This window comes from Alkalispirochaeta americana, assembly GCF_900156105.1.
Classification (GTDB): domain Bacteria; phylum Spirochaetota; class Spirochaetia; order DSM-27196; family Alkalispirochaetaceae; genus Alkalispirochaeta; species Alkalispirochaeta americana.
The window spans coordinates 94,569-108,690 of sequence record NZ_FTMS01000004.1; the positions used below are offsets into that span (position 1 = coordinate 94,569).

13 protein-coding genes are annotated in these 14,122 nt (G+C 57.4%); 3 read left to right on the forward strand and 10 right to left on the reverse strand.

Annotated elements, in window-relative coordinates:
• Positions 1-44: 44 nt before the first annotated feature.
• Genes aspS through gatC form a run of 4 tightly spaced genes read right to left on the reverse strand, consistent with a single transcriptional unit; the run spans position 45 to position 5,600 of the window.
• A complete protein-coding gene (aspS, locus tag BW950_RS04230) occupies positions 45-1,316 on the reverse strand; it encodes an aspartate--tRNA(Asn) ligase (protein ID WP_076488050.1) in 1,272 nt (423 codons plus the stop codon).
• Between the two features lie 43 nt (positions 1,317-1,359).
• Positions 1,360-3,804 carry an Asp-tRNA(Asn)/Glu-tRNA(Gln) amidotransferase subunit GatB gene (gatB, locus tag BW950_RS04235; protein ID WP_076488051.1) on the reverse strand — a complete coding sequence of 815 codons (2,445 nt, stop codon included), beginning with the start codon at positions 3,802-3,804 and terminating at the stop codon, positions 1,360-1,362.
• Positions 3,804-5,240 (reverse strand): amidase family protein, encoded by a 1,437-nt coding sequence (locus BW950_RS04240; RefSeq protein WP_076488052.1) that lies wholly within the window; start codon positions 5,238-5,240, stop codon positions 3,804-3,806. The genes gatB and BW950_RS04240 overlap by 1 nt, the downstream gene beginning before the upstream one ends.
• A 36-nt stretch (positions 5,241-5,276) precedes the next feature.
• Complete coding sequence (gene gatC / locus BW950_RS04245) at positions 5,277-5,600, reverse strand: Asp-tRNA(Asn)/Glu-tRNA(Gln) amidotransferase subunit GatC (protein ID WP_143559116.1); 324 nt, start codon at positions 5,598-5,600, stop codon at positions 5,277-5,279.
• Positions 5,601-5,748: 148 nt separating this feature from the next.
• Here gatC and BW950_RS04250 point away from each other — a divergent pair, with 148 nt between their 5' ends.
• A complete protein-coding gene (locus BW950_RS04250) occupies positions 5,749-7,182 on the forward strand; it encodes an MGH1-like glycoside hydrolase domain-containing protein (protein WP_076488054.1) in 1,434 nt (477 codons plus the stop codon).
• 34 nt (positions 7,183-7,216) lie between these two features.
• Here the strand turns inward: BW950_RS04250 and BW950_RS04255 are convergent, their stop codons facing one another.
• The 4 genes from BW950_RS04255 to BW950_RS04270 all read right to left on the reverse strand — a co-directional run bounded on the left by BW950_RS04255 (position 7,217) and on the right by BW950_RS04270 (position 10,707).
• Positions 7,217-8,017 (reverse strand): succinate dehydrogenase/fumarate reductase iron-sulfur subunit, encoded by an 801-nt coding sequence (locus BW950_RS04255; RefSeq protein WP_076488055.1) that lies wholly within the window; start codon positions 8,015-8,017, stop codon positions 7,217-7,219.
• Positions 8,014-9,210, reverse strand: coding sequence for an FAD-dependent oxidoreductase (locus BW950_RS04260; RefSeq protein ID WP_076488056.1), 1,197 nt, complete (start codon positions 9,208-9,210; stop codon positions 8,014-8,016). The genes BW950_RS04255 and BW950_RS04260 overlap by 4 nt, the downstream gene beginning before the upstream one ends.
• A gap of 85 nt (positions 9,211-9,295) precedes the next feature.
• Complete coding sequence (nudC, locus tag BW950_RS04265) at positions 9,296-10,183, reverse strand: NAD(+) diphosphatase (RefSeq protein WP_076488057.1); 888 nt, start codon at positions 10,181-10,183, stop codon at positions 9,296-9,298.
• The gene (locus BW950_RS04270; protein WP_076488058.1) at positions 10,180-10,707 is read right to left on the reverse strand and encodes a hypothetical protein; all 528 of its coding nucleotides are present in this window, start codon (positions 10,705-10,707) and stop codon (positions 10,180-10,182) included. The genes nudC and BW950_RS04270 overlap by 4 nt, the downstream gene beginning before the upstream one ends.
• A gap of 45 nt (positions 10,708-10,752) precedes the next feature.
• Between BW950_RS04270 and BW950_RS04275 the strand changes: the two genes are divergently transcribed.
• Positions 10,753-11,670 carry a DMT family transporter gene (locus BW950_RS04275; protein WP_076488059.1) on the forward strand — a complete coding sequence of 306 codons (918 nt, stop codon included), beginning with the start codon at positions 10,753-10,755 and terminating at the stop codon, positions 11,668-11,670.
• Between the two features lie 34 nt (positions 11,671-11,704).
• On the opposite strand, the gene deoD is transcribed toward BW950_RS04275, so the two are convergent.
• Positions 11,705-12,436 (reverse strand): purine-nucleoside phosphorylase, encoded by a 732-nt coding sequence (deoD, locus tag BW950_RS04280; protein WP_076488060.1) that lies wholly within the window; start codon positions 12,434-12,436, stop codon positions 11,705-11,707.
• Positions 12,396-13,496, reverse strand: coding sequence for a lipoyl protein ligase domain-containing protein (locus tag BW950_RS04285; RefSeq protein ID WP_083943714.1), 1,101 nt, complete (start codon positions 13,494-13,496; stop codon positions 12,396-12,398). Before BW950_RS04285 ends, deoD begins: the two co-directional genes overlap by 41 nt.
• 15 nt (positions 13,497-13,511) lie before the next feature.
• Here BW950_RS04285 and pth point away from each other — a divergent pair, with 15 nt between their 5' ends.
• Positions 13,512-14,078, forward strand: coding sequence for an aminoacyl-tRNA hydrolase (gene pth, locus BW950_RS04290; protein WP_076488062.1), 567 nt, complete (start codon positions 13,512-13,514; stop codon positions 14,076-14,078).
• Positions 14,079-14,122: the final 44 nt, after the last annotated feature.

Genomic DNA, 14,122 nt, shown 5'->3' on the forward strand with positions numbered 1-14,122 from the left:
CTACCAGAAAAACCTGGTTCTCATGAACCCCGCGGGGGTGCGCCTCAGGGACGCACCCGTTTTCGGTCCCGGGGAAAGAGCGAGGCCTCCTTCACGTTCTGGAGACCCAGTATTTTCTGGGTAAGCCGCTCCAGGCCGATTGCAAACCCCCCGTGGGGCGGACAGCCGTACCGGAAAACGGAGCAATAATCGCCAAGACCCTCTTCGGTAAGACCAAAGCGGGGAAGCGTATCCAGAAGCTCCTGGTAGCGGTGAATCCGCTGTCCCCCCGTGGTAATTTCCAGTCCGCGAAAGAGGAGATCGAAGCTTCGGGTTTTCATTCCCTCCGGATAGGTGTAGAAAGGCCGCTTTTTGCGGGGAAAAGCCGTTACAAAGACCGCCTCCACTCCCTCCTCGTCCAGAGCCCACTGGCAGAGCTCGCGTTCTCCCTCGGGGGTAATCTCAAAAACACTCTTTCCGGTACGTTCTTTCAGGATCTGCCGTGCCTCGTCGTAGGTCACCCGGGGAGTCTTCTGGAACTCCTCCGCCCCGGGGACCCGCGCTCCGTATTCTTCCAGGGTTTTTCCGTGATTCTCTGTCAGGGACTGAAACATCTCGCCCAGAATCTCCGTCTCCAGATCCATCAGATCCGAGTCGGAATCGATAAAGGCCATTTCCACGTCCAGTGAGACATACTCGTTCAGATGGCGGGCCGTATCGTGTTTTTCGGCCCGGTAGGCAGCACCGATCTCAAAAACCCGTTCCAGGCCGCTTGCAACCATAGCCTGCTTGTAAAACTGGGGGCTCTGGGCCAGATAAAGGGTCTCACCAAAATAATCCACCGAAAAGAGCCCCGTGCCGCCCTCGGTACCGGAACCGATGAGCTTGCTCGACTTTACCTCCGTAAATCCCCGTTTTCGCAGGGCCGACGAAAAAGCCGCCAGAAGCTCTGACTGGACCTCGAAAATGCGCCGTATTCGGGGATTTCGCAGGGACACCACCCGATGGTCCAAAATCGTCTCAAGACCAACCTGATCCAGCTCCTTGTTCACCGGCAGGGGTAACTCGGCGGCAACAAGGCCCAAAACCTCCGTAGATTCAGCCCGGATCTCGTACCCCCCAGGCGCCTTTTCACTGGCCCCCACGGTGCCGCGAACCCGAACCACCGTCTCCTGACCGAAGGACGGCTCTTCATCGTAGACCAGCTGCACCATGCCGGAACGGTCTCGCAGAAGCACGAAGGTGATACCCCCCAGATTCCGGATCCGGTGAACCCATCCGCAAACCTCTGCGGAATCTCCTTCCCGGGAAGGTATATCGCAAGCAAGTACTCTCATGGCTCTCTCCTTTTCTATAACTTCACCAGCCCCAGGCCCTGCATCAGACGTCCATCAGGGCCAGAACACCTTCGCGCTGGGCCTCCCGGGATTGGGTCTCGCCCTCGCAGAGCACCTCAAGCTGGGCCACCACCAGGCGCGTGAAGGCACTTTCCGTGGTCAGCCCCCCCATGGGAACAGCCCCTTCCCGCCAGAGAGCGTGGGCCGTGACGTACTCGGAAAAGTCCACCACACCCTCCTGCTGGGAGGTGCAGAAAAAGAGGATCCCCCGCTCCCGTCCCTGCTCCAGAGCACCGCGAAGCGAGAAGGGACCTTCCCGGAGGCTTGCAGTTCCCCTGTCAAAGATCTCCAGCACAAAAGCCCGAATACCGGCATCCATCAGGGTTATCAGGATATCACCCCGCATTCCCGGGTAGACCCGAACAATACAGGTCTGGCCCAGGACCTCTTCCAGGAGCCTCGTCAAATCCTCACAGGAAGAGCTTCGCGCCACCGGGGCCAGCGATGGACCGCTGCGCGTGAGATCCTCGGGGTTCCAGGTACGAAACGAGTTGGCCCCCCCGGAATCAATCCGCTCGAACCTGAGATTGAGAGGCAGAAAGTCGTCGTCACCGTAGACTACATGAACCCCGGCGCTGCCACCGGCGGCACAGATCACAGCCGAGCGCAAGTTGGCCCCGGATCCTCCCGGAGAATTCTCCTCGGGCGGACCTTCACCCGCTGTAAGCACGATCGGTACCGGTGTATCAGCAAAAAACCAGTGAACCAGGCTGGCCGTGTACGCCAGGGTATCGGTACCATGGGCGATCACGATCCCCTGAACACCGCCACGATCAAGCGTCTCGGCGATACGACTCACCAGGGCAGCCCAATCGGCAGGGGTAATCTCTTCGCTCAAAAACTGCCCCAACCGGACCTCGTCAAAGACAATCGAATCGGGCAGATCCGGATCGGCCTCAAAGAGCCGGGCCAGGCTTACCAGATCCCCCGGCTCAATGAGCCCGTCCTCCCGGCGTACACCCGCTATGGCCCCACCAAAGGAGAGGACCTGAATCGACGACACCCTGCGGGGAGCGTTGATCATCTCCTGCAACAGGGCCTGGGCAGCGCCCGGCTCTGCCCTGCCGCCGGTAGCCTTCATCACCTTCCCCATGAGAAATCCCAGCGGTTTGGTTTCTCCCTGGCGAATCTCCTCCACGGGGAAGAGGTTTTCCTTCAGAACCTGTTGCAGAAATGGTTCCAGCTCCTCCCGAGTCGAGAGCTGTTTCCAGCCCCGTTCCTGGATGATGACCAGCGGGTTCTTGTCCTCCAGAAAAACCTGCTCCAGGGTCTGCTTGGCAATTTTTCCGTGAATCGTCCCCTGGGCAAGGAGGTTCAGAAGTTCTGCCAGTCGCTGTGGCGTCAGGGGCGAGGCCGAAAGGGTCCCGCCCGTTCGGTTCAGAATTTTCCGGACATCCCCGGCCAGCCAGACCAGGGCCTGATCGGGAGCTCCGCCGGCATCCACAACTGCCTCAAAAAAATCGGCGGTGCTCTTCTCGTCGCAGAGAAAATCGGCCTGGCTTGCCGAGAACCCCCACCATTCGCGAAAGCGGGCCCGCCGCACTGCGGGAAGCTCCACCAGGCGATCCTGAAGCCCCTCAAGAAAATCCTCATCGGCCCGGAACGGCGGGAGATCCGGCTCGGGAAAGTAGCGGTAATCGTGGGCGAGTTCCTTGCTGCGCATACTCGAACTCTGATCGCGATTCTCGTTCCAGAGACGCGTTTCCTGGGTCACCGTACCACCGCGATCAAGAATCTCCTGGTGCCGGGCGATCTCGTAGGTCAGAGCCTTGCGAACAAAACGCGAACTGTTGAGATTTTTTATCTCCACCTTTTGCCCCAGGCCCTGTCCCCGGAGATTCACCGAAACGTTGGCATCGCAGCGAAGCGACCCCTCCTCCATATTGCCGTCGGAGACCCCCAGATACTGTACGATCCTGCGCATTTCCTGAAGCAAGAGCTCAGCCTCCTCGCCGATCTCCAGATCCGGCTCGGTGACGATCTCCAGAAGCGGGGTTCCGGCCCGGTTGTAATCCAGCAGCGACATATCGCCGGCGTGGATCATCTTTCCCGCGTCCTCTTCCAGGTGAATCTGATGGATACGAACCCTCTTCTTCTTTTTCCGAAACTCCAGATCGATGTATCCCCCCGTCCCCAGAGGCTGGTAGTACTGGGTTATCTGATAGTTCTTGGGGAGATCGGGGTAAAAGTAGTTTTTCCGATCGAAGGATGAAACCGGAGCAAGCTGGCAATTCAGAGCCCGGGCAAGAAGATACCCCAAAGTAATCGCCTCCCGGTTCAGGGACGGCAAAACCCCCGGATAGCCCAGGCAGACGGGGCAGATGTTGGTGTTTGGCTCGTCACCGAACGTGACGGGACACTCGCAAAAGACCTTGGTCTTTGTCTGGAGCTGTACATGAATTTCCAGGCCGATAAAGGACTGATACATCAGGAACCTCCCTGAGCTGAATCCCTGCCCTGGTGCCACTCGGCAAAGGAACAGGAGGAATCGGGGAATTCCGGCGGAAAAACCGCCGAGAGCTCTTGCGCCACCCCGCAGAGATCCTCTTCCGAGAAGGCCGGACCCATGAGCTGCATTCCCACGGGAAGCCCCTCCTCGAGCCCCGTAGGAACGGCAAGAGAGGGCAGACCCGCCAGGTTTGCCGTACAGGTAAAGCGGTCGGCCACCTTTTGCTGGAAGGAATCCATTCCATCAGCCGGATCCCGCAGAAAGGCCTGGCGGGGAAAGACCGGCATCAGCAGGGCCTGCACTCCCTGGTACACCCGATCCAGTTCCTGGCGAATGAGGGTTCGGATTTTCTGGGCCCGCAGATAAAATTGATCCTGAAAGCCGCTGCGCAGGACGAACGTTCCCAGGAGTATCCTCAGTTTTACCTCGTCGCCAAGAGCCTGGCTTCGAGCTTTCCGCATCAGTTCCTCGGGGTTTTCCGCAAAAGCCGGCTGATGGCCGTAGCGGATTCCGTTATACCGCGCCAGATTTGCACTTGCCTCGGCAGTCGCTATGGTGTAATAGGCCGGTACAACATAATCCAGAGTAGAGAGACGAACCGGCTCCAGACGATATCCGAGATCAGTCAGGGCCTGCTTCGTGGCCTGGTAATTCCGTTCTACCTCGGGGGAAAGACCCAGATCTCCCTGAAGTACGCCTATCGCCCCTGAAGAACCTCCAGCGCCGGTGGGGCCAGCTTTGGAGTTCTCCTGGTGGGGCCAGGCCCGCGAGGTCTGATCCCGGGGATCTTCTCCCCGAATCGCCCGAAAAACCGCTGTGACATCCTCTATGCGGGCACCCAGAACACCGATGGTCTCCAGAGAGGAGGCGTAGGCCGTTAAACCAAAGCGGGAAACAGCTCCGTAGGTGGGCTTGAGTCCGTAGACACCGCAAAAAGCCGCCGGTTGACGCACGGACCCTCCCGTATCGCTCCCCAGAGCAACCGGAACCAGCTGTTGCGCCACGGCAGCGGCAGATCCTCCGCTGGACCCGCCGGCGACCCGGGAATGATCCCAGGGATTCACCGTTGTACCCAGAGGTGTGTTGGCCGTGGAACTTCCCATACCGAACTCATCCATGTTGGTCTTGCCCACCACCAGAGCCCCTGCCCTGACCAACCGCTCCACAGCCGTCGCCGTATAGGGGGCATTCAGGGACTGAAGCATTGAAGAACCGCAGGTGAGATGATACCCCTCGACGGCGATGTTATCCTTCACCGCCAGGGGAAAGTCAGTCAGATCGGAGCCGGTCGCCCCGGAGGCGCAGTCCCAGACCTCGGGGACTCCTATTTCCAGAAAGGATCCTGTCCTCTGATCCTGATCCTCCAGAAAGGAACGATACCTCTCGCGCGGAAGCGCTTCTGTTTTTTTGTTCATGACAATGTTCTCTGGGCCGGTACGGGGTACCTGGCCTTACAATACGTTGGGGATAGCGATCAGGCGATCTTCAAGATCGGGCGCCTGTTCCAGCACAGCGTCAGCAAGATTGGCGGGATTATTATTGTGCGCCCCGTCAGGGCGCAGGCGATTGGAAGCGGCGAGAATTTGTGTTGTGGGCTCCACATTTTTCACATCAATTGCCGCCATGGTGGTAAAATACTCAAGCATTTGGTCTACCGCACCGGCCAGCGCGGCAACCCCCGATTCATCCAGCTCAAGCATGGCCATGGCGGCGGTTATTTTGAGCTCTTGGGGATCCATGGAAAAAACTATGCCGATGTGGTATAAGCGTGTCAAGTAAATCCATAGGTTTTATGGATATCTCAAGCGGTTTGACTTATGATTCAGGGTGCGGTACGTTCTATCCTTCCCTTCGGGTTCCTTCCCCTCGGGCAGTAGCTATATGTGTATAGTCAGGAAATTTGTGTAATCGGGAAATAACAGCGTGGTCAAAAAAGAGTTTCCAACAGTACATTTTTACGATCAGGATTTTGTAGATCTCTACGAACAGACCTGGGCATGGGTGCGGGATTACTGGCGCGATCCGGCCGAGCAGAATGGAGAAAACCCCTTTGGGGTTCGGTTTTTTGTGGATCCGCAATCAAACCGGATCAACCAGTTTGATGCCATCTTCTCCACCTTCTTTCTGGTCTACAGCAACCGTCTCTACCCCGCCTCAAACCAGCTTGACGGGTTCTATAACCGCCAGGAAGAAAACGGGGCCATCCGCAGCGACTACTGCCTGGAGACGGGCGAGCCCCTCCTGTCGCCGGAAAACCCCCAGGGAGCAGCACCGCCGCTCTTTGCCTGGGCGGAGTACAACCTCTATCACAAGGTGGGGAACAAAAAGCGGATCAAGGAGATCATGCCCATCCTGGAACGCCACTATCAGTGGCTGGAAGAGACCTTCAAGGACGAAACAGGTATGTACCACGTCCCCCTGGAAGCCACCGGCATGGTGAACGCCCCCCGGGAGGAGGCCTATTATCCTGTCGACTTCAATACCCAGCAAGCCATGAACTCCTCCTTCATGGCAGAACTCGGTCACGTCCTGAACGACAAGGACATCGAGTTTCGGTACCGTCGACAGTATTTTTCTCTCAAAACCCGAATTAACCAGCAGATGTGGGACGAGAAGAGCGGCTTCTACTACGACCTCAACAAGGAGCAACAGCGGGTGGGCGTCAAGACCGCCGCAAGTTTCTGGACGCTCCTCACGGATATCCCCAACGAGGTCCGCTCCAACAGCATGATCGAGCACCTGAAGGATTCCTCCGGTTTTGCCACAGAGAACCCCTTCCCTACGGTGGCCGTCTCGGAACCCTCTTTTTCGGAAAACGGCGAGGGCTACCGAGGATCGGTCTTTCCTCCCTATACCTTCATGATAATCAAGGGCCTGGAAAAACAGCACCAGTGGGAAATGGCCCGGGAGTACGCGATCCGCCACCTCTATTGCATGCTGGATACGCTCCATCCCGAAGGAAACAAACGAGGCAACGTCTACGAAGCCTACCGGCCAAACCGGGAGGGAAAAGCCTCCTGGACGGGAAACCCCGAGTTCCCCCGAGCCATGCATCTGCCCTTTGTGGGCCTCTCCACAGTTGCCCTGATGATAGAGAACGTCATCGGCCTCTTGGTGAGTCTCCCCAGAAAGACCGTACGCTGGGTTGTCCCGACCCTGGAGATCATGGGAATCGAAAACCTGAATCTCCGGCGCAACACGATCACCATTCTCAGCAAGAAGAGCGGCCGGGGATGGGAAATTCGTCACGAATCGGAAAAACTCTACTATTTCACCCTGGATCTGCTTGACCAGGGCAAGGAAAAAACCCTTCCTATCCCCTCGGGCAAGTGCTCCATGCTGGTAGACAAAATGTAACCTTCCGGGGCGGCCCGGGTGCCGCCCCGAGCTCCTATTCCTTCCCGGGTTCCTGCTTTGTCTTTTTGATCTTCTTCTGGAGTTGGACGATATGCTTTGCCGGATAGACCCCTGTGGGGCATACCTGGCTACACGCCAGGTGGCGATCGCATCCCCACACACCCCGATCGGAGTCTACCTGGGGAAGCAGCTCCCCCGACCGTTCGGGGTGCTTCGTTACCTCCCGGTTATAGGAGGCAAGCCCGGCAGGCCCCATGAAATCCCGCATCGTTACCACGGGACAAGAGGAAACACAGAGGCCACATTCAATGCAATTCTCAAAACGTTGGTACTCGGCGATTTCCTGGGGAACCTCGCTCCCCTTATTTGCCTCGCTGGGGCGCAGATAATCGGCATCACGGGGAAAATCCCTGAAAAGGCGAGCAGGATCAACCGCCAGATCGCCCAGATGATCCATTGTCTGCAGGGGACGAACCTCGATGGCAAAGGATTTTCGATCCTGCCCGGCCGCCTCGGCTTCCTCCACCAGATCCATCACCCGGGTGGTGCAGGCCAGGGCCTGGTTGTTGTTCACAATCATCCCGCAGGTTCCGCATGATCCGTGATGACAGGAGTGACGGAACATCAGGGTCAGGTCTATATTGCTCTTGATCCATTCCAGGGCATCCACCAGAGTGGTGTGGCCTTTCACGGGCACCACGTACTGTCCCCACTTCTCTTCCCGCTGGGGCCGGGCGATTCGAAACCGCACCATTCGCACCGGTTCACCCGAAAGGGTCTGAAACTCCTGGGGCTGATCGTTGTGTTGAGAATCGTTCTGCGGGGAATCGCTCATGAGGCCGCTCCTTTCGTGACAAGATCGGAATTATAGAAGGCCCGGTGCTGCAAAAGGGGTGTTTCGGCGGTGCGGCAGGGTTCCTGGACACCAACAAGATCACAAATCAGATCGACTGTTTTTTCTCCCATGGCACGCAGGACCGTTGCTTTTCCACCGATGATCGAGATAAACCCCTTCAATCCATCGGACCGGCCGTGATCGATGGCAATAAAATCCCGGGAGAGCTTTCGCCCGTCCTCAATATTGCTCGAGGCTCCCGCCAGGGGCCTGCTGGCAGACCAGGCTGCATGGAAGGGCGTCTCTCCGAAAATTGGCATCAGTTCCGTGGCCCGGCGCGTCAGGTAGTCGATATCGGCCCGGGGAACCTCCACCGTATCGGGATCGTCGGTTTTCCACTGGGTGGACCCGATGATGGACAGCCCCCGCTGGGGAACAATGATATCGCCGTCACCGGCAGGATGGAGATGGCTCACCACCATGTTGTTCAGCCGCTTTTTTACCGCCACCATCGTTCCCGGCGCAGGCGTAACGGGTATATGAATCCCTGCCAGGGCCGCAACCTTTTCTGCCCAGGCTCCGGTGGCACTCACCACCAGATCGGCAGCTATATCGGATTCTTCCTGAGTGGCGTGGTTTAGCACCCGCACCCCCGTGACCACGCCGGCCTTGCTGTGAATACCCACCACTTCCGTAAATGTTCTGATATCGGCACCCGCAACACGGGCGGTGGCAAAGAAGTGAAGCGGCAGACGCCAGGCATCGATTGTGCCATCGGGAACCTGCACAGCCATCTTGATCTCCCGATTCAGATGCGGTTCCATTCGGAAGGCCTGCTCCAGCGGTATTTCCCGAACAGGTATGGTTGATTCCTGACAGGCCTGGACAAACTCGGGAGCAAAAGCCAGATCTTCCTCGTTCAACGCCACAAAGAGCCCGTAGTTCATTTCCAGGGCCTGGGGAGCGATCTTTTGAAGTATCCGGACCTCGTCCATACACTCCCGGGCAATCTCCCGATCTCCCACGGCGTAGCGTGCACCGGAATGGAGTTGGCCGTGATGCCTTCCCGTGGTTCCGCTGGTAAGTTCTCCCCGTTCCACCAGGGTCGCTGTGAAACCCCGCTGTATCAAATCATGGATGATCGCGGCACCGGTTCCGCCGCCGCCGATAACCACTACGTGCCCGTGTGACATGCTGGTCCTCCTCGGAAAATCTCGGAAATAATGATAACTCGACTTGTCAGGATTAGCAACTGTAAATTAAAGACATTACGTTTGTTCATCGACGTAACAGATGCTGGAGATCCTGGGGGGTACCATAGTCGCTGACAAAGCGCTCGATCAGCCGCCGGGCAATGCTGTATGCGTCGGGGATTTCCGGGGGAATCTCCCCCGGAGCAAACCAGTCTGCCGAGACAATCTCATCATCCTGGAGAGAAATTTCTCCTCCGGCGTATTCCGCCGTGAAAGCAGCCATCAAGGCCGTGGGAAACGGCCAGGGTTGGCTTGCCAGGTAGCGAATATTCTTTATGGCAATGCCGCACTCCTCCTGAACCTCCCGGGCCGCCGCCTGCTCCAGGGTTTCCCCCGCCTCAACAAACCCTGCAAGAACACTGTGCATCTTTCCCTGATGACGATGAGAATGAGCCAGGAGAAGTTTTCCCTGGCGGACAACCGCCACGATCACGGCAGGAGAAATCCGGGGATAGCTCGTTGCCCCACAGGCGCTGCACTGCTTTGCCATCTCATCGGGGATCATCTCCATGGGGGCGGCGCAGGTGCCGCAAAAACGGGAGGACCGGTCCCAGTACGCCAGATGAAACGCCTGGTTTGCAATGGTGCATTCCTCGGGATACATCGTGTCCGGAGCGTTGCGCCGACTGATCAGAAGAAACCGTTCCCCCTCCTTCGTCCGAAAGGGCCGATCCACCAGGGGAGCAAGGTGCTGGCGGTCGACGAAAAACCCCTTGCCTCTGACGGGAGAGTTTCCGGGAAAATCCAGAGCTGAAGCAGGAGAAACGATCCCCAGATCCCGAAGTTGCTCCTCCCGGGGGAGCTCATGACAGGGGTGGCAGGGTTGGTCACGGGACGCTGTCTTCCGTTCCAGAACCAGAACACTCCAGTTATCCGGAAAAATCGCAAGGCGGCGCTCTTCCCGAGAAGTCACCGGCGAGCCCTCGATTTTGCCGTGACCATGAGAAGCAGAAGTTCAAGAATAAAAAAGACCAGGAATACCATCACCAGAGCCGTGTACAGGGGCGGTCCGGGAATAAGCCAGAGACCGGTCAGGTAGAGGCTGCCACCGGCACTCCAGGCGAGAGCCCAAAAGAGGACAAGAAAAACCGGGTGCTTTACCGAGGCGAGATACCGGTAGGCCACAGACCGACGCACCGCAAGAAGCGTCACAACCCAGGATACTCCCGCAAAGGCCAGAAGCACGCGGGGAACCCCGGGATCCCCAAGATCCCCCCCCCGAAGAATGTAAAGAACCACCAGTGCAACCAGGAACGCAAAGGCCCCCGTGCTCACCTGGACCATCAAGGCATAGCAATGGCACCAGGGACTGCGCCGGCCATCGTAAAATCCGTGGACAGCACCCAGCCCCAGGGCAAGAAGGGGAAGGAGAAAAAAAGGAACCAGCGCCCCCAGCCCAAAAGAATCGAGGGTCAAAAAAATAGTATCGACGGTCATGACTGTTCCGAGTATTGTAAACGACTCTAGGGGGGCAGGCAACGGATGAATTCACATATCCTTGGACAAACGGCGGCACTCGCCACAGCGTTTTGCTGGGCAATAACCTGTCTCTCCTTTGAAGCTGCGGGAAAACGGGTAGGATCCTTGCAAGTCAATCTGCTGCGCCTTGGTTTTGCCCTTCCCATTTTCACGGCCTACCTGATGGTTCGCCAGGGTCAACTCTTTCCCCGGGACGCAGACTGGCACATCTGGATCTGGCTCTCCTCTTCGGGAATTGTGGGGTTTTTTCTGGGAGATCTTTTTCTCTTTCAAGCCTTTGTCGACGTGGGAGCCAGAATGGCCATGCTCATCTACGCCACGGTCCCTCCACTGACAGCGCTTATGGGGTGGCTCATTCTGGGAGAACATCTGGAGCCAGCCCAGTTTGCCGCCATGGGAATCACCGTAGCAGGAATAATCCTCGTCACCACCGGGAAGCCGTCGGCTCCCCCAAAATCAGCGGCACCGTCAACGCCCATACACATTCACACGGTTCGGGGCATCTGGTTTGCGCTCCTGGGAGCGCTTGGACAGGCCCTTGGGCTCGTTCTCAGCCGGTTTGGTGCCCCCGACTACGATCCCTTTGCAGCAACCCAGATTCGGGCTCTCGCCGGTTTCCTTTCATTTCTCCTGTTCTTTCTCTGTACCGGCCGAATCCGCCGCGCCCTGGCAAGCTTTCGTGACCTTCCAGCCTGCCGCCACATCCTGAGAGGCGCCTTTTTTGGGCCCTTTCTCGGTGTCTCGCTGGGCCTCCTGGCCGCGCAAAAAACCTCCACGGCGATCGCCTCAACAATTATGGCCACCGTTCCGATCCTGCTCATTCCCATCGCCATCATCGGCTTTCGCCAGACTGTGACGATGAGGGAAACGGCAGGAGCCCTTCTGGCTGTGGGCGGGGTAGCACTGCTTTTTCTGGGGTAGGAACAAGAGCCGGTCAAGGCCCCGCTCCCGGGGGTCACTCTGTTTTGGAGGCCTCCGCCTGGGCCCTGCGGGCAACTTCCAGGGCCACCTCTACCATCTGGTGAAAGCCGGTCTGCCGGTCCTGGGCGCTCAGCTCCTTTTCCTGCACAAGACTGTCGCTCACCGTAAGGAGCGCCAGGGCCTCACGTCCATGACGGGCAGCCAGGGTATAGAGCTGGTTAGCCTCCATCTCCACGGCAAGAACACCATGGCGGGCCCAAACCTTCCACTGGGAGGGATCATCGTCATAAAAAGTGTCGCTCGAGAGGATGCTTCCCGCATGAAAGGGTATTCCCTCCTCCTCCACCACAGCCAGGGCCTTTCTCAAAAGATTCCAGCTGGCCGTTGCTGCGTAGTCCATTCCGCCAAATCGACTGCGATTCATGGCAGAATTCGTGGAGGCACTTACTGCAAGAATGAGTTCCCGCAAGGCTATTTCTGATTGCATCGATCCGCAGGATCCTATCCGAATCAATCGCTGAACCCCGAAAAACCGCATCAACTCCGTAGCGTAGATCGCCATGGAGGGCATTCCCATCCCGGATCCCTGGACGGATATCCTCTCCCCCTTCCAGAGCCCGGTAAAACCCAACATTCCCCGCACGTTGTTATACTGGTGAACGTCGGAAAGCCAGTTCTCTGCGACAAACTGCGCTCTCAAAGGATCTCCCGGCATCAAAACCGTTTCAGCTATTTCTCCCGGTTGTGCCCCTATATGAGTACTCACGAAAATCTCCTCCTTCTGTTCTATGGTGTACCAAATCTGTGCCTGCAATCCTGCTATTGCTCCGCCCGATACCGCGAAGAACCTCATCGCAGCGCATACCCAGGAGCGATTCCTTCCTGAAACGCCGAGGATCGCTGCAGTGTACCATGATATGCCGGATTCTGCCCTCCTCGATAACAAGCTCGGCGGTTCCCTTTTCCCTGCTGTGTTTCAGCTCTTTTTCCGGTTCCGGCTTTTCCTCTTCCAATGGATCCATCTCGCAGAGGTATTCTTCCAGGTGCGACAGGGGAATTTCCAGAACGAACTCCGGCGTTGCGCCATAACGCCACTCCCAGGAGAGCATCTTCCTGTAGTAGGCATCAACCTCGGGAAACGCAGCAAGACTGCTCCGGTCAAGGTACTCCTCCCTGCAGGCTCCCCCGTAAAAGGTGGCGAAGGCCTCCTTCAGCGCCGCTGCCAGGGTATCGTGGGAGATCGTCTTGCAGAGATCCGCCAGATTCGCCACAGGAGAGGAAACAGATCTGGACCCCCGGGCCCGGAGGGGCTTCTCCGACGGAAGAAGGTACTCCTGAAGCCGCTCCAGGTCGGCCTTGATCAAAAGGGTTCCATGATGGAAACACCGCTGACGGGTATGTTTGAAGGCGTTTCCCGAAATTTTCCGCTTCCCCTGATCTGTTGCAACCAGAATATCGTTGCGGTCCGACCGCTGCACCTGGAGACCGAACCAGGAAAGGGCCTTCAAGACAATCTGAAAGTTATGGTCCTGCTGGTAGGAATCGGCGGGAGAAATAAAGGTAAAGTTGGTATTTCCCCGATCATGATATACCGTACCGCCCCCGCTCTGGCGACGCACCAGGTGAACCCCGACAGCATCCATAGCGGGGACATTGCACTCCACCCAGGGATTCTGGTACCGGCCAATCACCACGGAAGGGTCGTTCCGCCACAGAAAGAGAGTTTGTGTCCCCGGCGGGTTGCTTCGAAAAAGCCAATCCTCCACGGCCAGATTGAACCAGGGATCCCCCGAGGGTGAATGGAAGACACGCACATCCGGTCTCATGGTACTCTACTTACTATGAAGCAGAGATCTCGACAACCGTCTTTCCCGAGACTGATCGTATTTCTGGGAAATCCTGGAAACGCCTACACCCGCAGTCGTCATAATTTTGCCTGGATGGTGATGGATTCACTTTTTCCCGATCAGCAGGGATGGAAGGAAAAGTTTCACGGCCGGTTTCTCCGCCAGGACAACCTGGTTTTTCTGAAACCTCTGGCGTTCATGAACAACAGCGGAAAAAGCGCAGCAGCGGCGCTTCATTTTTTCGGCTGGCCCCTGGAGGAGCTTCTGGTTGTTCACGATGACCTGGAAACACCCTTTGGAACGGTTCAATGCACTTTTGGAGGTGGTCATCGAGGCAACAACGGCCTGCGCTCAATCATCACCCTCTGCGGAGGAAATGATTTCTGGCGCTTCCGCCTGGGAATTGGCCGTCCTCCCGGGGGCAGGAAGCCGGGAGACTGGGTGCTGGAACGGTTTTCCCCCCACGAAGAAGCACTCCTTCCTGAAATCACAACAGAATCAGCCAGGTTCCTCCTTGAACAGTGCGGGAAACCTCAAGAAAAGAAGCTGGTTTTTGCGTGACACAAACCGGAAATATGCTATTATTCGCGAACATTTTAAGATAC

What these genes read in the sequence shown, in the direction of transcription:
- aspS (WP_076488050.1), bottom strand. Translation starts at nt 1,316, where the DNA reads ATGAGAGTACTTGCTTGCGATATACCTTCCCGGGAAGGAGATTCCGCA.
- gatB (WP_076488051.1), bottom strand. Translation starts at nt 3,804, where the DNA reads ATGTATCAGTCCTTTATCGGCCTGGAAATTCATGTACAGCTCCAGACA.
- BW950_RS04240 (WP_076488052.1), bottom strand. Translation starts at nt 5,240, where the DNA reads ATGAACAAAAAAACAGAAGCGCTTCCGCGCGAGAGGTATCGTTCCTTT.
- BW950_RS04255 (WP_076488055.1), bottom strand. Translation starts at nt 8,017, where the DNA reads ATGAGCGATTCCCCGCAGAACGATTCTCAACACAACGATCAGCCCCAG.
- BW950_RS04260 (WP_076488056.1), bottom strand. Translation starts at nt 9,210, where the DNA reads ATGTCACACGGGCACGTAGTGGTTATCGGCGGCGGCGGAACCGGTGCC.
- BW950_RS04270 (WP_076488058.1), bottom strand. Translation starts at nt 10,707, where the DNA reads ATGACCGTCGATACTATTTTTTTGACCCTCGATTCTTTTGGGCTGGGG.
- BW950_RS04275 (WP_076488059.1), top strand. Translation starts at nt 10,753, where the DNA reads ATGAATTCACATATCCTTGGACAAACGGCGGCACTCGCCACAGCGTTT.
- BW950_RS04285 (WP_083943714.1), bottom strand. Translation starts at nt 13,496, where the DNA reads ATGAGACCGGATGTGCGTGTCTTCCATTCACCCTCGGGGGATCCCTGG.
- pth (WP_076488062.1), top strand. Translation starts at nt 13,512, where the DNA reads ATGAAGCAGAGATCTCGACAACCGTCTTTCCCGAGACTGATCGTATTT.